The organism is Candidatus Spongiisocius sp. (genome assembly GCF_965221825.1).
Classification (GTDB): Bacteria; Actinomycetota; Acidimicrobiia; order Spongiisociales; family Spongiisociaceae; genus Spongiisocius.
This window is the reverse complement of record NZ_OZ244917.1, coordinates 3207600-3228165: the sequence shown is the minus strand read 5'-3', so window position 1 is coordinate 3228165 and position 20566 is coordinate 3207600. Positions and strand designations below refer to the sequence as shown.

The window sequence follows — 20566 nt, the reverse complement described above, 5'->3', positions numbered from 1 at the left end:
AAGGAAGATCCCGGCTACCGGTAGCTTTGTTCCCACCCGCTCGGAGCGGGAGCAACCTGCCGACACGGCCCGTGAAGGCCAAGGGGACTTGCGAACCTGTGATGGGCGTGCTCCGAGGTTGTGAGGACGGATCGGCGAAGGTTCCACCGGTGTCGGTCGCAACTACATTGTGACGCACGTCGATCTCCGAGCGCTTTTTTGAACCATACACAGGGGGTTCGCGACGTGTCAACAGGTCACCACTCAAAGACCGCCGGGTCTTGCCACGAGCGACCCCGGCCGGATCGGGCTCAGTCCTCACCCGATCGGAACGCCACTTCTACACACTGAGCCGGCAATGCTCAGGCGCACCGCCAAGTCCGGAGGAGCGAGAACATGGCACGGCTTTGAGGGTGCGCGGTCAGGTGCTCACCCTTGAGGTCACGGGAGTGATGAACCCCGGCTGTCAGACCGGGGCCGGTTCGATAACGCCGTTGGCGATGTCGAGGAGCCATCGCCGGTACTCCAGGGTGCCGAGGTCGGCGCCCCTGACATGCATCTCGGCGGCGAGGTCGGCCGGAAGCTCCTCGGGGCGTTGGGACTCGACGATGGGCTGATCCTGGTCGGTCACCATCTGGGCGAAGGCCCGGAAGTCCTCGTCCTCGCCCGGATAGTTGCGGCCCACGTAGGTGAAGGCGCGAGTGCGCTTCCGGTGGACCGGCGCCGCCGCCACCCAGAGCACGTAGTCCTCCACCGGCCCGGCGCTGCTGTTCAACTTCATGGCGTTGGGCAGGAACACCCGGTAGCGCTTCCAGGCATCGTAGGTCTCCGCAGCGCCCGACTCGGGGTTGTTCTTGACGTTGTCGGTGAACTCGACGAAGGGGCCGGCGAGGAACCGGAGCTCTCCCCCAACCTTCTCCACGTCGTAGTCCTCGATCCGGGGTTGGCTGCTATCACCCAGGATCCCGTCGTGAACCCAGGCGAAATGGGAGAAGTCGAAGTAGTTCTCCAGTCGCCGGGGCAGGGAGCAGTTCCACTCGTAGATATCGAGATGCAGGAACCGGTAGCTCGGGTCATCGATCTCGGGAATGGCCGGCGGCGGGAACTTGGGATCGCCGAGCGTGGTGTAGACCAAACCCGATACCTCGACCGTCGGGAACGACGGCACCCGGACGTTGCGGAAGGCGGGCGAAAGCTCCTCACGGGCCGGAACCCGGGTGACCCGGCCCTCGGCATCGTAGGTCCAGCCGTGGTAGCCGCAACGCAACTCGCAACCGTCGATGACCTTCCCGAGGGAGAGCGCCGCTCCCCGATGACGGCACAGGTCCTCGAACACCCGGGGGGCGCCGTCGAGCCGGACCACCACCAGCTGCTCCTCGAAGAGGGTGAAGGCCTGAGGTTCGTCCTTCAGCTCATCGGAGTAGGCGACCGGGAACCAGAAGTTGTCCCGCATCTCCTCGTAGAGCCGGTTCTCGGCTGCTACGTCCAGATAGTCGCTGGTGGCGTGCCGGGCGGTCATCGATGATCCTCCGTATCGATCAAGCGGCTACGTGTCCACGCCCCATACCGAGCACACCGCGGTGACGATGTTCTGGTATCCGGTGCAGCGGCAGAGGTTGCCGGACAGCAGCTCGACCACCTGTTCCTTGTCCCGGTAGTCGGCAGGGTCGACGCTCTCGAGGGTCATCAGGAACCCGGTGGTACAGAAGCCGCACTGCATGGCGTGGTTCTCGTGGAAGGCTTGCTGCATCGGTGTGAGCTGCTCACCGTCTGCGAGGTCCTCGACGGTTCTGATGGTGGTCCCGTCGGCCTGGACGGCCAGGGTCGAGCAGGAGCGGATGGCGTCCCCGTCGACTATCACCGTGCAGGCCCCGCAGTAGCCGTGCTCGCATCCGACGTGGGTACCGGTGAGGCCGACCACGTCACGGATGAAGTCGGAGAGGAGCAGCCGGGCCGGGACCCGCTCCGTCACCTGGACACCGTTGATCGTGACAGCGACATCGACTACCCGCGATCCCGGATTGGTATCCATCATCACACCCCCGTCCCGTTGCCGTTGCCTGCCAGTGCCGCCCGGACGCTCCTTACCGCCAGTGCGCCCAGCGCCTCCCGCCGGTACTCCGCCGTGGCGTGAATGTCATCCACCGCGTCGGCGGCATCCTCGTAGGCCGCTTCGCAGAGGTCCGAGCCGTCATCCCCCGCAGCGAAACCGAGAACCGCTTGCTCCGCGCCGGTCATGCGGCTGGCTACCCCGCTCACCCCGAAGCTGACCATCCGGGCGCCGGTCACCGTCCCGTCCCGGGTGGCCAGAGCCGCCGCCAGCCCGGTGATGGCGAAATCGCCCGCGCGCCAGGCCAGCTCGTCCAGGAGCGTCACGGTGCCCGCCGACTCGCTCGGGAAGTGAACCCCGGTGACGATCTCTCCGTGGGCCAGGTCCGTCCAGAACGGACCCAGGAAGAAGTCGCCCGCATCCACGGTCCTCTCCCCCGCCGGTCCCCGGATCAACATGGTCGCCCCGCAGGCGATCGCCATCGCCGGCAACTCAGCGGCCGGGTCGGCATGGGCAAGGCTTCCGCAGACCGTTCCCCGGTTCCTGATCTGTAGATGGGCGACATGGCGCAAGGCCCGGCGGAGCCCGGGAACCGCGGCCGCCACCTCATCGGAGGCCATCACCCGGCTCTGGGTGACCGAGGCGCCGATCATGACACCCTCGGGTCCGACCTCCAGCCGGTCCAAACCCTCCACACCGCCGATGTCCACCAGTAGGTCCGGTTGGGCGAGGCGGAAGTTCATGGAGGGAATGAGGCTCTGCCCGCCCGCCAGGACCTTGGCCGTTTCCGAGGTACCGAGGGCGGCCAAGGCATCCTCGACGGTGGTGGGGCGGTAGTAGTCGAATGCGGCGGGCTTCATGCGCCACCCCCCGGACCGCATGCTTCCCTGATGGCTTGGCGGATGGCCGAGGGTGTGACCGGGGTTGCCTTTATCTCCACACCGAGATCGACCAAGGCGTCCGAGACCGCGCCGGCCACCACCGCTCCCGGGCCGATGGTCCCACCTTCCCCGCATCCCTTCACACCGAGCGGCTGCTCGGGCGCAGGCGTCTCGAAGTGCTCGATGGTCATCTCCGGCACTTCCGAACAGGTGGGATACAGGTACTCCATGAAGGAGGCGAAGCGGGGCAAAGCCGTTTCCGGGTCGTACTGGAATTCCTCGTACATGGCGCCGGCCACCCCTTGTGCCACGCCTCCCTGGACCTGGCCGTCGATAATCATCGGATTGATCATCGTGCCGCAGTCATGGACGATCACGTAGTCCTCGATCTTGAGCTCGCCGGTACTGATCCGGACGCTCACCACCCCCGCGTGTGCGCCGTTCGACCAACTGGCCGCCGCGTTCACCTTGCCGCTGGCGTCGGGCAGGTGCTCGAGATCCGGAGGCTCGAAGTAGCCGGACATCTCCAGGCCGGGCTCCATTCCCTTGGGGAGATCCACGGTACGAACCCAGGCGGCCGTCGCCACCTGCGACCAGCTCACCGACGGCGCCTCGCTCCCCGCGACGTGGAATTCTCCATCGGTCAGCACCACGTCCTCCGCCGCCGCCTCGAGCATGTGGGCGGCGATCTCCCGGGCCTTGACCATCACCCGGTCGGCTGCCATGAGGATGGAACCGCTCATCACGATCGCGGAGCGGCTTCCCCAGGCACCCAACCCGTAGGGGGCGCGGTCGGTGTCGCCCATGACCACCGTCACGTCGTCCGGGTCCAGCCCCAGGGAATCGGCCACCAACTGCGCTGCGGTGGTCTCGGTGCCCTGTCCCAGGTCGGTGGTGCCCAGACCCACCCGCGCCGCGCCGTCCGGGTCCACCCGCAGGGTCGCCGAGTCGTAGCCCGCCCAGTGGCCGGTGGTGAGGTGGTAGGTGGGCGTGGTGGGCTCCACGTAGTTGGTGTATCCCACTCCGACCCGGACATCGGGATCGTCGGCGTATTTCGCGCGGATCCGCTCCAGCGACCGGGAGATAAGCTCCACGACCCGCTCGAAGCTCTTGGCGTGGGAGCCCGAGTCGATCCGTCCGCCCCCGTGCATCACGTAGGGCATCTGGTCCTCCCGGAGGACCATGCGACGGCGGATCTCGACCCGATCGACACCGGTGCGTCGGGCCACCTGGTCGATGATGCCCTCCATCACCAGGAGGCCCTCAGGAACGCCGAACCCGCGATAGGCGCCGCTCGGGGTCTTGTTGGTCACCACGCAGAAGTGGTGCACCTCCATGTTCGGGAAGTCGTAGGCGCCCGTGAGGCAGCCTCCCGTGACGAAGACCGGGGCGGTTCCCGGCATGAAGATCTCCCCGGTTCCCACGTCGCAATAGGCCTTGCATCGGATGGCACGGATGGTTCCGTCATCGTCGTAGGCCACATCGACGTCGTGGCGCTGATCCCGGGCGTGGACGGCCGACACCAGGTTCTCGAAGCGGTCCTCGATCCAGCGCACCGGCCGGCCGATCCGGCGGGAGATCCAAGGCATGACCACATCCTCGGGATAGATATGGGTCTTGGTGCCGAAGCCGCCTCCCATGGCCGGGGTGATCACCCGGATCCGGGGCTCGGGGATACCCGTCATCTCGGCGATGGTGGTACGGACGATGTGGGGACTCTGGGTGGACGACCACAAGGTCACCTCCCCGTCCACCACATCTGCCAGCACGCCCCGGCATTCGAGCGGCAGTCCAGTCTGGCGCGGGCTGATGAAGGTGTCGGAGTAGGTGTGGTCGGCCTCCTCGAAGGCTCGGGTCACCTCCTCCTTCTCGGCCGGGAAGTTGACCAGGTAGTTGTCGGGCCAATCGTCATAGAGCTTGGGAGCATCGGGCGCCAGGGCCTGATCCAGGTCGGCCACCGAGGGAAGTGACTCGAACTCCGTGTGGGCGGCCACGAGGCTGGCGGCGTCCTCCGCCACGTACCGGTCGGTCGCCACCACCGCCGCGTAGGGCGAGCCAACGTAACGGACCCGGTCCACCGCAAGCGCGGTCTGGCCGACCGGCTGGATGTAGAGGATCTTGTGGGGGAAGGGCGCCACATCATCAAGATCGGCGCCGGTGAACACCGCATGCACGCCGGGAAGGGCGAGGGCCGGTCCGGTGTCGATGCTGACGATGCGGGCGTGTGCCTCCGGGCTCCGTACGAAGGCGACCTCGAGCATGCCGGGCAGACGGAGATCGGCTAGGTACCGGCGGCGGCCGGTAAGGGGGGATCGGTCCTCGCGGCGGGGCACCGCCCTCCCGATGTGTGCGGCCCGATGGCTGATCATCGGGTTGATACGCATGGGACTGTCTACCGTCATGCCTGCCAGAACCTCCTGAATCAACCTCGAACAGGACCCTGCTACGCAGAATTATTGATGCAATCTAACACGCCCGCCGACAACCCGTATGTCAGAAGCGGCCCTTGACGAGCCCGCTGGGCAGGCCGCTCGGCTAGCGCTCGCCCCGGTGGTACGGGATCGTAAGCGACAGGGGGACGTTGGAGCGGCTGCGGTTGAAGACCAGGGCCACGATGGTGAGGACGAAGGGCAACGCCAGCAGGAGCTGGTACGGAAGGTCGACATCGCTCGCCTGGAGAGCGAGCTGGGTCGCCTCCAGGAATCCGAACAGCAGCGAACCGACCAGCACCCAGGTGGCCCTCCAGTTTCCGAAGATCACGATCGCCAGCGCGATCCAACCCCGCCCGGAGATGATGTCGGGGAAGAACAGGCCGGTAGATCCGAGGGAGAGGAAGGAACCGGCCAGGCCGGCCATCACCCCGCCGAACACCACTGCCACGTACTGGCGCGAGATGATGCCCACCCCGCGCATGTCGCACGCCTCGGGATTGTGCCCGACGCTTCTCAACTCCAGCCCGTACTTGGTCCGGTATAGAAACACCCAGACGACCGGGACCATCACGAGGGCGAGGATGGTCAGCCAGGGAATCGGGAACACCTCCCAGGGAGCCTCCATCGTCTCGACTGTGGGAATATCGATACTCCCCTCGGCCTCGTATATGGACCGGTACCAGAAGAAGGCCAGGCCGAGACCCAGGATGTTGAGAGCCAATCCGGCAACCACCTGATTCACCTTGGCGGTCACGGTCATCAGCGCCATGATCAGCGACAGGAAGGCACCACCGAGGCCGGCAGCCACCAGTCCGGCCAGGATGCTGCCCGTCTCGTTGGCGACGTAGAATCCGGCAAAGGCGCCCATCGTCATGGTGCCTTCGAGACTGAGGTTCAAGATGCCGCTGCTCTCGCAGACCAGCTCGCCCAGCGCGGCGAGGAGGAGGGGGGTGGCGATCCGCAGCGTGGCCCAGAATATCCCGACGATTACGGCGCTGGTGAAGAGATCTTCCATATCAGCCGGCCTTCCGGATCCGGTACCTCGACACCACGGCCGCGATCAGGACCAGGGCCAGCGTGGTCCCCTCGATCACGAACACCAGCGCCTTCGGGATGCCGGTCTCGTACTGCATTGCGGTGGACCCGTTGACCAGGGCGCCGAACAGCACGGCGGCCACGATCACGCCGAGCGGATGCAACCGCGCCACCAGGGCGATGATGATGCCCGTGAAGCCGATGCCCTCGGCGATGTCGAGTTGGACACGATGGTGGAGTCCCAGCAACTCCCCGAAGCCGGCTATCCCCGCCAGGGCGCCGGAGATGGCCATGGTGGCGAGGGTTACGGTACCGACCCTGATGCCCTTGTAGCGGGAGGCCACCATGCTGGAGCCGATCCCCCTTATCTCGTATCCCAGGGTGGTGCGCCGGATGAGCCAGTAGACCACCAGCGCCGCAAGCAGGGCGATGGCGAACCCCCAGTGAAGGCGGCTACCTGTGATGAACCGGGGCAGGTAGGTGTTGTCCGCCATCCGTTGGGTCTGGTAGTAGAAGGTGTCGGGTGACTGCCACGGCCCGGCCAGCAGGTAGGACAGGATGTAGAGGATCACGAAGTTGAGCATGACGGTGGTGAGGATCTCGTTGGTCCCGTACCGGACCAGCAGCCCGCTGGCGACCGAAGCCCAGGCAGCGCCCGCGATGGCGGCGGAGATGAACATCAACACGAAGAGCAGCGGCGCAGGCAGCCCTCCCCACAAGTCGTAGACGAACCAGGTACCCATGACACCGGCGAAGAACTGGCCCTCGCCGCCGATGTTCCAGACGCCGGCCCGGAAGGCGATCGCAGCAGCCAGGCCGGTAAGGATCAGCGGTGTCGCCTGCACCAGCGTCTCCAGAGTGGATTCCCGGGTACCGAAGGCCCCGTTGTACAGGGCGGCGAAGGAATCGGCCGGGCTCTTTCCGATGACCAGCACCAGACCGGCGATGATGGCCACCGCCGCCAAGAGGGCGGCGATCAGGGTGACGAACTCGTGCCATGGGCGGACTACCAGCCTCTTCTCGATCCGCCACGCTCCCGGCTGGAACAGCATTGACAGCGGATCCCGGCGGCCGCCGCCGTCCGACGGCTGAGGCTCCGAAGGCGCCAGGTCGGTGCTCTGGTCGGTCACGATGCCGATCCCGCTTCGACCGTGTCGGCCCCGGCCATGCTGAGGCCGAGGGACTCGAGGTCGGCCTGCTCGGGGGTGGTTTCCGAGACGATCCGGCCGTCGTATATCACCGCGATCCGGTCCGAGAGTTGAAAGATCTCATCAAGGTCCTCGGACATCAGAAGCACTGCTGCGCCACGATCCCGCTCCTCGAGCAATCGGCGCCTGACGTACTCGCTGGCGGAGATGTCCAACCCGCGAGTGGGTTGATGGGCAACCAGTAGCTTCGGCTCTCCGGACAGCTCACGGGCCATGATCACCTTTTGCAGGTTGCCACCCGAGAGGGTGCGGGTGGACTGGGACGCCGAGGGGGTCCTGATATCAAATCCCTCGATCGACTCGGTGGCGAAGCTGTCAATGGCGCCCCGGTTGAGGAGCCCACCCCGGGAGAACACGTTCGAACGGTGACGGCCCAGCACCAGGTTCTCCTTTACATTGAAGTCCATCAGCAGACCCTGGGCAATCCGGTCGGCCGGAACGCTGGCAACCCCGAGCTGCGCGATCCGGTTGGCGGACAGTTCAGCGGTGTCCACCCCGCCGATCCGGATGCCACCGCTGGAAGGCTTCTCGACCCCCACCAGGGCATCGAACAGGGCGTTCTGGCCGTTGCCGGAGACACCGGCGAGACCGACCACCTCCCCGGCTCGAACCGTGAGGGAGAGACCCTTCAGCGAGCCCCGACCGGTGACGCTGGCGAGGTAGATCTCGTCCACTTCGAGGACCGGCTCGCCGGGATGGGACCGCTCCTTGTCGAACTGGAACAGCACCTCGCGTCCCACCATCATCTGGGCCAGGTCACGCATCTGGACATCGGCCGTATTGACGGTTCCGACGACCTTGCCGAGGCGCAATACCGTTACCCGGTCGGAGAGTTCCATAACCTCTTTGAGCTTGTGGGTGATCAGGATGATGGTCAGGCCCTCGTCACGCATCCGGCGAAGGATCCGGAAGAGCTCTTGAACACCCTGGGGGGTGAGAACCGCGGTCGGCTCGTCGAGTATCAGGACCTCCACTCCGAAGTAGAGGGTCTTGAATATCTCGACCCATTGCTGCTCTCCGACGGACAGCCGGCCCACCTCGGCGTCCGGATCGATCTCTACGTCATAGTTGCGGAAGAACTCGTTGAGCCGGCCCCTCACCTCCGACAGATCGAGCCATTGGCTTGCCGATGTTCCGATGACCACGTTCTCGACCACCGACATCGGCGGGACCAGCTCGAAGTGCTGGTGCACCATGCCGATACCGGCCGCGATGGCGTCGCGGGGCGTGTGGAGCTCCAGTGGCTCCCCGTTGAGGGACACCATCCCCTCGTCGGGTCGGTAGACGCCGTAGAGGACGTCGGCGAGCGTGGTCTTGCCGGCGCCGTTCTCTCCCAGCACGCAGTGGATCTCGCCTCGCCTGATGTCAACGGTGACGGCGTCGTTGGCGACCACCCCGGGGAAGCGCTTGGTGACGCGATCCACGGCCAGGATCGTCTCAGTCACCAAGCTCGCTCCCCCGAGGTATGGGATTCATTCGAGTGATCGGACTACTCGATCGGGTCCGTCTTCAGTTCTACCCTCAGGAGCCCGCCCAGAATGGCCGCCTCGGCCTGGGCAACACCGTCCTGAACCTCGGCCGGAACCAGGTCGCTGATCTCACCCAGCGCGGATCCGCCGTCCACCATCGAGGTGTAGACGATCCGCTCCATCGGGGCGTCATAGGCGACCCCCTCGGTCGTGTAGGCGTACCAGGCATCGACCAGGTCCATGAAAGCGGCGTCCCAGTGGGCGACCGCGCTGGTCAACACCACCGGGGACAGTCCGAGCTGATCAGTGAAGTGTCCGAAGCCCCACACACCGTCCGCCTCCTCGATCGCCGCGAAGGGACCGAAGCGCTCGGCGTAGATCATGTCGGAACCGGCCGCGATCTGAGCGGCGGCCGCCTCCTGGGCGGTAGCCGGGTCGAACCAGCTTTCGATGTAGGCCACGTCGAAGGTGATCTCGCCCTTGCCCAGCTGCTGGGCCACAAACCTGGCACCGTCGATAAAGGCATTGAGCGGACCGTTGACGTTGGGGAAGGGGAAGGCCGCCACCCCGCTGATGTGGTTGGTCTGGGTCATGGCCCCGGCGATGATCCCGGCCAGGTAGGCGGGCTCGTGGATGAACACGTCGATCCAATAGCCGTTACCGCCGGTGGGCTCGTTGCCGGACCCGGAGAAGGCGAACAGGATGTCCGGGAAGTCATCCTTGACCGCGGCGACCGCATCCGAATAGGTGCTGTGCCCCACGATGATCTCGTAATCACCGGTCTGGGCCAGGTCCCGGATCACCCGCTCACCGTCGGCGTAGGGGATCTCCTCGATCTGGTCCAGGGTGATCGTCAAGCCGTGCGGCGCCTCTTCGGCCACCCGGTGGACAGAGTCGATGAAGGTGGCGTACCAACCCTCCTCCTTGGTGCCCAGCATGACCATGGCCACATCCAGCTCGGTCGGGCCCATCGGCTCTTCCGCGGGCTCCGTCATCTCGGCTTCTGTCGTAGCCGGGGCCGCGGCCGTAGTCGTCGGAGCGGCCGTAGTCGTCGGAGCGGCCGTGGTAGTGGGCGCCGCAGTGGTAGCCGGCGCCGCAGTGGTAGCGGCAGGCTCGTCATCCCCGCCGCAGGCGCCGGCCAACAGTGCCAGGGCGGTCACCATCGTCACCAGGGTTAGGGCCCGGCGGTCCTTGAGCTTCCTCATACGGACTTCCTCCTCTTCGTCGGTCGCTTTCTCACAAGGAGTGCGATCTTTTCTCCGCCCGAGGCCCCATCGGGGACAGCCTCTGTTGGGAACACCGGCCCTCGGATCACGAAGCGTGACTCAGCGAAGGATAGCCACCAGCCCGCCGGTCATCACCTTGTATTCACATACGGGACGACATTTTCACGTGCGGGACAGCACCGGCTTGCCGAGGATCCGGTACGGAGGCCACCAACGCTCCATACCGAGATCCTCCACGATGACGTTGGCGGCGTTATAGCCCGGACCGAAGTGGATCGAGCCACCCGGATGGCAGGCCGAGCCGCACATGTAGAGGCCCTCGATGGGGGTGCGGTAGCCGGCGGCCTCCGGGAAGGGCCGGTTGATCCCCCACTGGTCGTTGGTATAGGCGCCCTGCCGGCATCCTCCGCCCACCATGTTGATGATCCGGTTCTGGATGTCGTCGGGGGTATACGCGTAGGTTGCCAGCATGTTGTCCCTGGTGAGGTTGGGCGCATACTCGGCCCAGCGGGCCCGCATCCGTTCCAGGAGGTCGTCCTTGATGTCGTCGTAGGTCTTGGCGCCGTTCTCCAGCTTGTCGGCCGGAGGACCGAACTGCCAGAAGAGCAGCGTGTGCCCGCCTTCCGGCGCGTAGGACGGGTCGATCACGGTGTGGCAGCAGGCGTCACCGCCCAGCGCCGAGGGGATATGGCCGTTGCCGATCTCCTCCCAGTGCCGGTCTAGCTCCTCGAGGGTGTTGACCCCGAAGAAGATGGCGAGGCCCTTGTTGGCCTCCTCCGAGTACTTGAGGGAATAGTCGGGCGCCACGGCTGACGCGGCGTGGAAACCGAACAGGGCTGTGTGGTACTCGATCTCCCAGTCGCGGCAACGCTGGGCGATTTCGGGGGTGAGGTGCTCCTCCCCCACCATCTGCAGGAAGGTGGCCGGCGGATCGACAGCTGAGGCCACGAACTTCTCGGCGTTGAAGGTCCGCCCGTCCGCGGTGCGGACGCCCACCGCCCGGCCGCCCTCGACGATGATCTTCTCCACGTGGGAACCGGTGAGGATGATCCCACCGTTGGCGTGGAAGAACGCTGCCAGCGAGTGGGCGATCTGGGCGGTGCCGTGCCGCACGATGCTGAGGCGGGGCGAGGCCGCGTAGCGCATGAAGAAGTCCCCGACTCCGGTGGCGAAGTCGGGCATGCCCCGCACGCAGGCGTTCATAGCGATCCAGGTCTTGAGGCGGTCGCTCTCGTAGAGGTAGTCGAGCACCTCCCGGCCGCTCATGTCGCACATCTTCTGGTACTCGGCCCGGTCCTCGCCTTCGAGCCCGACTCCCCGCTCGGAGGTGGGTTTGGGTGGGGCGTAGAACTCCTCCTCCACCTTGGTCAGGAACCGGTGGTAGACATCCTCCATCGTGTCGAGGTCGGCCTTGGGGATCACGTCCTTGAACTGGTGGTAGGTGCGCTGCGGGTCGTCGGTGTAGGTGAGCAACTCGGCGCCGTCCTCGAAAAGGTAGGCCCGCTCCACCTCGCCCCGCATCAACTCGAGGCCGTACCGGTGCAGCTCGAAGTCCTGGTGGGGCGGTCCGTACGACCAGATGAAGTTGGCATGCAGGTTGTGGTAGAAGCCGGGCTTGGTGACCTCCTCGGTGATGGTCGCCCCGCCGTAAGCCATCCGCCGTTCGAGCACCAGAACACGCAGGCCCTGCCGCGCCATGTAACCGGCCAGAGTCAGCCCGTTGTAGCCGCCACCGACGATGATCCCGTCAAAAGTTCCGTCCGCCACACGCTTCTCCATTCCCCTGGTTGCCTGACCGAATATTGGTGCCATTTATATTGATCTGTCAAACGGCCCCCCGCATGCCTTCTATCCCTTCTGGCCGGCTCCAGACAGATCGGGCTGCTCGCGATCATGGGTCTGGATCTCCAATGCCTGAGCGGATACGTTGACCGCACGGATACGATTACGACGCTCGACCGCAGTTACCGGGTCACGGGATCACGCCGGACGAGCCAGGAAGTGAGAGCCTAAGTGACCGTCATACAAGAGTCCACCGTCGCGGAGCGAGTGGCGCAGGCATTGGAGTTCCTGGACCAGGCGGAGGCCGAGTTCGCGGTGGGCGACACCCGCCAGGCCGCCGAGAAGCTCTACGGCGCCGCCGTCCAGGCCGTCATCGCCGCGTCAGGCCAGCGAGGCTGGGAATACCAGTCGCATCGAGCCAACAAGAACGCCGCCGGCCAGTTGGCCGAGAAGTACGACGACCCTTTCCTAGCCGCCGGATTCACGGCCGCCGAGAAACTGCACATCCACTTCCATCACGGCGACATGGAGGACTACCAGATCACCGCCGATCGCTATACCGTGCGCCAATACGTGGAGCGCATGGTGAACTTGGTAGAGGAGTACGAGACGAACCGGACGCCCTAGGTCGGCCTACCGGCGAAGCCTGCTCGGGAGGCGACCACAGGCGCCTCCCGAGCGAGCGATCTTCTCCGAGGTCGGTTACTCCGGCGGGGCGTCGTTGAGTTCCACCACCAGGTCGCCGGACAGGATCTGGTCCCGCGCTTCCAGAACCTTGTCACGTACGTCCGCAGGGACTATGGCCTCGTTGAGCGGGGCGATGTCGCTGCCACCCCGTGGCATGTGGAACATGATCCGCTCGGTCGGCGCGTTCATCTGAACACCGTTGACCATCTGGTCCCACCAGGCGTCGATAACCTCCGCGATGGCTTGATCCCACTTGGCGACCGTGCTGGTGATGACCACGCCGGGCGCCAGGGCCTGCACGTCGGCGAGGTCCCCCACGCCGTACACGCCCGCCTCCTCCGCCGCTTCGAAGACACCGAAGACGATGGCGTACAGCACGTCGGCGCCGGCGTTGATCTGTGCGGTGGCGGCCTCCTTGGCGGTCGCCGGATCCCACCAACTCTCGATGAAGGTCACATCCCAGTCGACGTCGGGGTTGACGGACCTGGCACCCGCGAGGTACCCGTTGATGGGCGCGTTGACGTTGGGGAACGGGAAGTTGGCGACGATTCCGATCTTGCCGGTCTCGGTCATCAGGCCCGCTGCAACGCCGGTCAGGTAGGCCGGCTCGTGGATGAAGGTGTCGATCCAGAAGGCGTTCCCGCCCAGCGGATCGTTCCCAGACCCGGCGTATACGAAGGCGACGTCGGGGTAGTCCTCCATCACCGGGGCAACCGCGTCGCTGTAGGTGCTTCCGGCGAGAATCATCTCGTACTTGCCGCTCGACGCCAGATCACGGATCACCCGCTCAGCGTCCGCGTAGGCGATGTTCTCGAACCACTCGTGCGAGATTTCGAGGCCGTAGGGGCTCTCGTCCGCGAGGCGGCTCAAGGAGTCGAGCATCGACGTGTACCACGGATCGTCGATGGGTCCCGGAGCTATGTAGGCCACCCGGAACTCATTGGGTTCCTCCGCGGCGGGCGCGGCGGTCGTGGTCGGCGCCGCCGTGGTCGTGGGCGCCGCAGTGGTGGGCGCCGGCTCCGGATCCTCCCCGCAGGCCGCCACAGCCAGTACGAGGGCTGCGGCAATGCTCAAGATGCCTAACCGTGATCTCATTGTCTCACCCCTTCCTTGGGTGGAAGCTCGACTCTCGCCATCCGTCGGTGCGGATCGCTTATCGACACCATCAATATTCGGAACCATAATGGCGTCATGTCTCTCGATGAGGAGCAGAGCGGATGATTTCTAGTGACAGCACCGATTGCGATCTGCTGCTGACAGGAGGATCGGTCATAACCGTCGACGACCGGCGCGCCGTGTACGAACCGGGAGCGGTGGCGGTCAGCGGGGAACGGATAGTCGCCGTGGGCACGCCTGACGAACTGGACGGCTATCGGGCCGAGCGCGTGATCGACTGCACCGGCAAGGCGGTGCTCCCGGGCTTCGTGGACAGCCATACCCATCTCTTCCAGAGCCTGGGCCGGGGTCTCGGGGAGGGCATGTCCCTGTACCCGTGGCTGAGTGACTTCATGTGGCCCTACGCGCGGCAGATCAGCCGCGAACAGGCCTGGGCCGGGGTCAGGCTGACAGCCCTGGAGGCGGCGCGGGCCGGCACGACCGCGGTGGTCGACGACCATTACGCCCCGGTCGACCTGGAGGCGACGGTGGGAGTAGCGCGAACCATCGAGGAGGTGGGCCTGCGCGGGGTCGTAGCGCGAGGCATTTACGGGGCGCCGGCGGAGGTGACCCGGCATTACGACATCCCCGACTATCTCTTCGAACTGTCCCCCGAGGAGGAACTGGAGATCACCAGGGCCGCCATCGAAGCCACCGCCGGGCGGCAGGTGGGGGTATGGCCGGCGCCTGACGGCAACTTCATAGAACGGCAACTGATCATCGACTCGGTGGCACTCGCCCACGAGCTCGACGTGCGCTGGCACTTCCACTGCTCGGCGCCGCAGACCGATCCCGCCGCTTACGTGTCCTGCTACGGAGAGCGTCCGGTCGTGTGGATGCAGCGGGCCGGGATCCTCGACGAGCGGGCCGCCTTGTCCCACGGCGTGTGGCTCGACGACGAGGAGGTGTCCTATATAGGTGAGGCCGGTGCGGGCGTGGCACATTGTCCGACCTCGAACTGTTACATGGCCGACGGAGCGATCAGAATGCGGGACCTGCGATCGGCGGGAGCGGTGGTGTCGCTCGGCACCGACGGCTCCGCCTGCGACCACCGCCAAGACATGTTCGAGCAGATGAAGCAGGCGATCTTCGTCCAAAGGCTGACCACGCTCGAGCCCACCGCGCTGCGGTCCGAGGAAGTGCTGGAACTGGCCACCCGCGAGGGCGCCCGCTACCTGGGCATCGATGCCGGTGTGCTGGCGCCGGGCAAGCTCGCCGACATCGCGGTGGTGGATCTCGACCGGGTCCATCTCCAACCGCTCAACCGGACCATCTCGACGCTGGTGTACGCCGCCCGCGGATCGGACGTGGTGATGACGATCGTGGGAGGCGAGGTCATCTACGAGAACGGATCGTCCACGAAGGTGGACGAGGCCGAAGTGATAGCGGAGGCCAGGGCCCGATCAGCCGAACTGATCGACAAGGCCGGGCTGCACGGACTGCTGGTCCCGTGGCGACCACCGGAGCAGAACTGAACGGTTGCCGGAAGCCGGCGAGGGCGCGGTAAAGGAGGTCTCGGATTGATCTTGTTCGATAATTGCCGGTTCCTAATCGCGCAACCAGACCCTCAGGGGGTAGTCGAGGACGGATGGGTACTCGTCGACGGACCCGTTATCAAAGCGGTCGGTGGAGCTGAGGACTCGCCTCGCGCCGAGGTCGCGGCGCAGGACGGCGAAGTCATTGATTGCAGTGGCAAGCTCGTGATGCCCGGGCTGATCGACACCCACAATCACCTGGCGAACTACGCACTCAACCTCCTTCCCGGGATCGATCCGTCGTCCCTCGACTACACCGGAATATCGGAATGTCTGGAAAAGTTCATCTGGCCCGCCTATACGTGGGTCTCAGGCGAGAGCACCTATGACCTGACGCTGCTGTCGATGTGCAACGCCATCAAGCACGGCACCACCACCATCACGAGCGCTTTCCCGTTCCCTGACGACACCTTCCGCGCCGGCGTCACATCGAAGATGCGGCTCATCATCCATCCCCAGACCGTCAGCAACGTCCTTCTCGGTGACGGCCTAGACGATGACGGGTATCTCGCCCAGACCGAGGAAACGATCCGGAACTATCACAACGCGGAGGATGGGAGGATCCAGGTCGCGACCCACCCCCACTGCACCTACTCGTGTACGGAGCGGCTCCTCCTGGGCTGCATGGAACTAGCCGAACGATACGACGTCGGGTTCGCCACCCACCTGCTCAACTGTCCTGAGGATCGCGAGATGTCCGACGCCCAGTACGCCGCCTGGGGAGGAACGGTCGCCTATCTCCAGGCCAGGGACCTACTTCAGGAACGGACCCTCTTCTTCCACTGCGACCAGGTGAACCGCCGGGAGGCGGAGGTATTCGCCGAGGCCGGAGTCGCTATCTCGCACAACCCCCAATCGAACGCGACCTACCACGGGTCGGTGGCCGATGTGCCCGCGCTACGTGAGGCCGGCGTAACCCTCGGTCTCGGAACGGACATGCCGGCAGGCAACATCTTCGACAACATCTACACGGCCTATCTCGTCAACACCGTAGTCCCGATCGACCAGCAGGCGCAGTTCGAGCCCTGGGTGCCGATCGAGATGGCCACCATCGGCGGCGCCAAGGCGCTACGGCTCGGGGACAAGATCGGCACGCTCGAGGCCGGCAAACGCGCTGACATCATCACCGTAGACCTACTACGGAACACAACCCTCTACCCCCTGAATGCGGGGAACCTGCTCTACTGGATCGTCACCAAGTGTGCGGGCACCCTCGTCGCTGACACGATGGTCGACGGTACGTTCCTGATGCGAGATGGAGAGTTCACCTTCCTTGACGAAGAAGCCATCATCGCTCGTTCCGATCAATGGATGGCCAGATTCGAGTCCTGGTACCGGGACCGCAAGGCCTCAGGACAACCGGTCACCGTGAGGAAGTACCCCGACTACGAGAACCGTTGAACCGCCAACTGACGCACGATTGCACAACGATCCTCACGAGACCAGACCTTTCGGCCAAATGCCTGCTTAGTGGAAGCCGGAGCCTCCGTTGACCCAGATGTTCTGACCCGTCACGAAATCGGACCAGGGGCTGACCAGGTAGAGGAGGGTCCCGACCATGTCGTCGGGTACCTGGGACCGCTTGAAGGCCCGCCGACCGATGATCAGGCCGTCGACGTGCGGCTGCTTAGCGGCGTAATCGGCATCGTGGGGGATGTAGTCGGGAGTTAGGGTGTTGACGGAGATTCCATCATCACCCAACTCGCGAGCCAGGGACCGGGTGAGTCCCCAGATGGCCGCCTTCGAGGCCACGTAGTGAAGGAACCCCGGAGTGCCGTCGTTGACGGTCATCGAGGCGATGTTGACGATCTTGCCGCTCTTCTGGGCCCGCATGGTCGGCGCCACCGCCCGAGCGCACAGCCAGGAGCCCTTGACGTTGACGTCGAAACACTTGTCCCACTCGTCGGGCGAGATCTCCTCCATCGGACCCTGGGTGAGCGACAGGTAGAAAGCTGCGTTGTTGACCAGGGCGTCGATCCGGCCGAAGGCGTCGACGGTGGCAGCCGCCATCGCTTCGGTGGAGGCGACATCGCTGACATCCACCTGGACCGAGATGGCCTTGGCGCCCAACTCCTCGGCCTCCGACACCATCTCGGAGCCATCGACCAGATCGGCGATGACGAGCGATGCGCCCTCCGCGGCCAGACCTCGACAGTAGGCGTTACCTATTCCACCGGCACCGCCGGTCACTATTACGACTTGGCCGTCGAGCATGCCCATGAGCCCTCCATTCCTTTCGTGTGGCCCGAACCCGGCTCCGCCGGCGTCCCTCGCCCCTTCCGGTTACTTGTCCACGAAATCGGCTGCCAACTCGAACAGCCAGGACCGGTAGGCGAGGGTGACATCGTCGGCCACCTTGATGTACATCTCGGCGCTGAGCAGATCAGGCAGGTGCTCGGGCCACTGGGACTCGACCACGGGCTGATCCTGGTCCAGCACCATCAGTTCGAAGTCGATGAGGAATGCCAGCTCCTCGTCGTTCTGGGCGAAGTCCGACCCGATGTGCCAGAAGTTCCGGCAGGTTGCCGGCCCTGTGGGTGCGGAGACCATGTAGAGCCCGTAGCGCTTGCCGTTGGGGAAGATCCGGAGGAGATAGATCGTGCCCGGCAGGCTCAGGTAGTAGCGGTTGAGAACCTTGACGATGTCGTCGGAGATTCCGAGGATCCCCTTCATCGTGTCGTCATTGGGCTCCACCACGTAGCGGTCGAAGCGGAGCATCTGCCCCTCCCGCCAGACCTCGTGATCTTCCACCTCGGCCTTGTCCCGGGTTCCGAGGATGTTCTCGTGGACGAAGGGGAAGTGCGAGAAGTCGACGAAGTTCTCGAGACGGCGGGGCGCGCTGGTCTTCCAGTCGTAGTAGGCGGGTGATTGCCAGTGCATGTCGGGGTCGTCCCACTCGGCCAGGCCGGGAGGATCACCCCACGGCTCATCGACCAACGACACCCAGATCAGTCCGGCGCCCTCCCGACATTGGTAACGCTCCAGGTTGACCTTGAGGATCCCGTTGAGCTCGGGACGGGAGGGGATGTTGACCAGGTTGCCCTCCATGTCGTAGGCCCAGCCGTGGTAGGGGCAGTTGATGCAGCCGTTCTCGATCCAGCCGAGCGAAGGCGCCGCCCCCTTGTGCCTGCAGACGTCCATGAACGCCCGAACCGTCCCCTCATGGCGGACGAGGAGGATGCGCTCGCCGAGAAGCTGCCCCTGCAGCATCTCACCCTCGACCACATCACCGCTGTAGGCGACGGGATGCCAGAAATGCCACATGGCCCGGTACCACTTCGAGTCGCGCTCGGGCACGAACGGATCGGCGAGATCCCGCATGGTCACCTTGGGCATCGTCACCTGCCTTCCTGCTCGGATCCCGGGTACATGGTCAGATGAAGTAGGCGCCACCGTTGACCAGGAGGCTCTGGCCGGTGACGAAATCGGACGCCGGGGAACTGAGGTAGAGGATCGTTCCGACCATATCGTCAGCCACCTGGGTGCGCTTGATGGCCCGGCCGGATACCACGAAGGGGTCGCTGGTGGCGTCGGTGGGCCGGATGTCCGGGTTGGGGATCAGGTCCGGCGAGACCGTGTTGACCGTGATGCCCTCGGGACCCAACTCGTTGGCCAGGCACCTGGTGAGGCCCAGCAGGGCGGACTTGCTGGCCACGTAATGGGGAAAGCCGAGCGTTCCTTTGAAGCACGTGTTGGAAGCGATGTTGATGATCTTGCCCGAGCCCTGGGACGCCATGTGGGGGTAAACCGCCTTGGTACACAACCAGACCCCGCGGACATTGACCTCGAAGGTGCGATCCCATTCGGCCACGGTGAGGTCCGTGAAGGGCCCTCGGGTGGTCTCCGAGAACATGGCAGCATTGTTGATCAGCACGTCGATCCGGCCGAACCTATCCATGGCGGCATCCGCCATCGCCACGGTCGAGGCCTCGTCGCTCACGTCGGTAGAGACGGAAATGGCCTCACCGCCCGTGGCAGCCAATTCTTCCACTACCGGAGAGCCGTCCAGCAGGTCCGCAATCACCACGCCGGCTCCTTCCGCGGCAACACCATGGGCGTAGGCGCGGCCGATCCCGCGAGCCCCGCCGGTGATAATGACCACCTTGCCCTCTAGAACACCCATACGGACCACCTTCTCGATGCCGGTTTTGCCCTCAAACACTAGCCGAAATGATATTGGTGGTGGTAATAATCCGGCTGGGAATCCGACCGCTCGGGTCGGATGGCGCCCCGGATGCAATAGATATGATCAAACTCACCGAGCGAGCAACGAACCCGTCCGCCACGCATCAAGGAGGAACGAGATGGAAACGCCGAGCGTTCGACATGGTTACACGACCGGGGCTCAAGGCAACCGCCTGCACTACCTGGACTACGGCGGCGAGGGGACAGCCCTGATCTGCATGCACGGCGTGATCGGCAACGCCTGGAACTGGAAGGCCGTGGCGGCCGGTATCGGTGACCGCCGACGGGTGCTGGCCCTCGATTTCCGAGGCTACGGGGAGAGCCAGTGGTCGGCATCCCACGACTACACGACCTCCGACCATGTGGCGGACCTGGCCGCCGTAATCGAGTCACTCGGTGAGAATCGCGTCGACCTGATGGGTTCCTCCTGGGGCGCCCTGGTGGCCATCCAGTACGCGGCGGAGAACCCCGATCGGGTAGGGAAGATAGTGGTGGTGGACGTGGAGGCGTCGTTCGCCCAGAGCGAGACCGACCTCTTCCCCCGGCCCACCAGCCACGCCGACCATGGCGAGGTACGGACCGGGCTCGGGTTCGCCTTCCCCAACGCTCCCGAGGAGATGCTGGAGTTGACCGCGCTGACCAGTTTCGGACCGGTCGACGGCGGGCGGCTGGCGCCCAAGCACGATCCGCTCTTCTTCGAGCGCTGGCCCTTCCGGTCCGACAACCACTGGGACCGGTTGGAGGGCATGGAGACCCCGGCTCTTCTGGTCCACGCCGCCGACAGTTTCGTGAACCACGATGTCATGGCCGATATGGCCGGCCGCATGGCCAACGCCACCCTCGTTCAGGTCGCCAACACCACCCATGTGATACCGGTAGACAATCCCGACGGTCTGGTGGAGGTCCTCCTGCCGTTCCTGTAGCCGTCAGTGAAGATCTGTT

General features: G+C 65.1%; 17 protein-coding genes. 4 read left to right on the top strand and 13 right to left on the bottom strand.

The window, feature by feature from the left end; translation table 11 throughout:
• Positions 1–445: 445 nt before the first annotated feature.
• The 9 genes from ACOQPD_RS14770 to ACOQPD_RS14730 form a co-directional block, all read right to left on the bottom strand.
• The gene (locus ACOQPD_RS14770; RefSeq protein ID WP_420612723.1) at positions 446–1498 is read right to left on the bottom strand and encodes a Rieske 2Fe-2S domain-containing protein; all 1053 of its coding nucleotides are present in this window, start codon (positions 1496–1498) and stop codon (positions 446–448) included.
• Positions 1499–1525: 27 nt separating this feature from the next.
• On the bottom strand, positions 1526–2011 hold the full coding sequence (locus ACOQPD_RS14765) for a (2Fe-2S)-binding protein (RefSeq protein WP_420612722.1): 486 nt from the start codon (positions 2009–2011) through the stop codon (positions 1526–1528).
• Positions 2012–2013: 2 nt separating this feature from the next.
• A complete protein-coding gene (locus tag ACOQPD_RS14760; RefSeq protein WP_420612721.1) occupies positions 2014–2889 on the bottom strand; it encodes an FAD binding domain-containing protein in 876 nt (291 codons plus the stop codon).
• Positions 2886–5312 carry a xanthine dehydrogenase family protein molybdopterin-binding subunit gene (locus ACOQPD_RS14755; RefSeq protein ID WP_420612720.1) on the bottom strand — a complete coding sequence of 809 codons (2427 nt, stop codon included), beginning with the start codon at positions 5310–5312 and terminating at the stop codon, positions 2886–2888. The genes ACOQPD_RS14760 and ACOQPD_RS14755 overlap by 4 nt, the downstream gene beginning before the upstream one ends.
• A gap of 133 nt (positions 5313–5445) precedes the next feature.
• Positions 5446–6357 carry an ABC transporter permease gene (locus tag ACOQPD_RS14750; protein ID WP_420612719.1) on the bottom strand — a complete coding sequence of 304 codons (912 nt, stop codon included), beginning with the start codon at positions 6355–6357 and terminating at the stop codon, positions 5446–5448.
• A gap of 1 nt (position 6358) precedes the next feature.
• Positions 6359–7507: an ABC transporter permease gene (locus tag ACOQPD_RS14745; protein ID WP_420612718.1), complete on the bottom strand. Its 1149-nt coding sequence runs from the start codon at positions 7505–7507 to the stop codon at positions 6359–6361.
• On the bottom strand, positions 7504–9030 hold the full coding sequence (locus tag ACOQPD_RS14740; RefSeq protein ID WP_420612717.1) for an ABC transporter ATP-binding protein: 1527 nt from the start codon (positions 9028–9030) through the stop codon (positions 7504–7506). Before ACOQPD_RS14740 ends, ACOQPD_RS14745 begins: the two co-directional genes overlap by 4 nt.
• Positions 9031–9074: 44 nt before the next feature.
• Positions 9075–10259 carry a BMP family lipoprotein gene (locus tag ACOQPD_RS14735; RefSeq protein WP_420612716.1) on the bottom strand — a complete coding sequence of 395 codons (1185 nt, stop codon included), beginning with the start codon at positions 10257–10259 and terminating at the stop codon, positions 9075–9077.
• 183 nt (positions 10260–10442) lie between these two features.
• Positions 10443–12047 (bottom strand): phytoene desaturase family protein, encoded by a 1605-nt coding sequence (locus ACOQPD_RS14730; RefSeq protein WP_420612715.1) that lies wholly within the window; start codon positions 12045–12047, stop codon positions 10443–10445.
• Between the two features lie 246 nt (positions 12048–12293).
• Between ACOQPD_RS14730 and ACOQPD_RS14725 the strand changes: the two genes are divergently transcribed.
• The gene (locus ACOQPD_RS14725; protein ID WP_420612714.1) at positions 12294–12689 is read left to right on the top strand and encodes a PaREP1 family protein; all 396 of its coding nucleotides are present in this window, start codon (positions 12294–12296) and stop codon (positions 12687–12689) included.
• Between the two features lie 75 nt (positions 12690–12764).
• On the opposite strand, the gene ACOQPD_RS14720 is transcribed toward ACOQPD_RS14725, so the two are convergent.
• Complete coding sequence (locus tag ACOQPD_RS14720) at positions 12765–13823, bottom strand: BMP family protein (RefSeq protein ID WP_420612713.1); 1059 nt, start codon at positions 13821–13823, stop codon at positions 12765–12767.
• A gap of 143 nt (positions 13824–13966) precedes the next feature.
• Between ACOQPD_RS14720 and ACOQPD_RS14715 the strand changes: the two genes are divergently transcribed.
• Both ACOQPD_RS14715 and ACOQPD_RS14710 read left to right on the top strand, forming a co-directional pair.
• A complete protein-coding gene (locus ACOQPD_RS14715; protein WP_420612712.1) occupies positions 13967–15379 on the top strand; it encodes an amidohydrolase family protein in 1413 nt (470 codons plus the stop codon).
• Positions 15380–15424: 45 nt separating this feature from the next.
• The gene (locus ACOQPD_RS14710) at positions 15425–16840 is read left to right on the top strand and encodes an amidohydrolase family protein (protein WP_420612711.1); all 1416 of its coding nucleotides are present in this window, start codon (positions 15425–15427) and stop codon (positions 16838–16840) included.
• Between the two features lie 66 nt (positions 16841–16906).
• Here the strand turns inward: ACOQPD_RS14710 and ACOQPD_RS14705 are convergent, their stop codons facing one another.
• The 3 genes from ACOQPD_RS14705 to ACOQPD_RS14695 all read right to left on the bottom strand — a co-directional run bounded on the left by ACOQPD_RS14705 (position 16907) and on the right by ACOQPD_RS14695 (position 19562).
• A complete protein-coding gene (locus ACOQPD_RS14705) occupies positions 16907–17653 on the bottom strand; it encodes an SDR family NAD(P)-dependent oxidoreductase (protein ID WP_420612710.1) in 747 nt (248 codons plus the stop codon).
• Between the two features lie 69 nt (positions 17654–17722).
• Complete coding sequence (locus ACOQPD_RS14700; protein ID WP_420614399.1) at positions 17723–18775, bottom strand: Rieske 2Fe-2S domain-containing protein; 1053 nt, start codon at positions 18773–18775, stop codon at positions 17723–17725.
• A 37-nt stretch (positions 18776–18812) separates the two neighbouring features.
• Positions 18813–19562, bottom strand: a complete 750-nt coding sequence (locus ACOQPD_RS14695) for an SDR family NAD(P)-dependent oxidoreductase (RefSeq protein WP_420612709.1) — start codon at positions 19560–19562, stop codon at positions 18813–18815.
• Between the two features lie 181 nt (positions 19563–19743).
• Here ACOQPD_RS14695 and ACOQPD_RS14690 point away from each other — a divergent pair, with 181 nt between their 5' ends.
• Positions 19744–20547, top strand: coding sequence for an alpha/beta fold hydrolase (locus ACOQPD_RS14690; protein ID WP_420612708.1), 804 nt, complete (start codon positions 19744–19746; stop codon positions 20545–20547).
• The last annotated feature ends 19 nt before the right edge of the window (positions 20548–20566 follow it).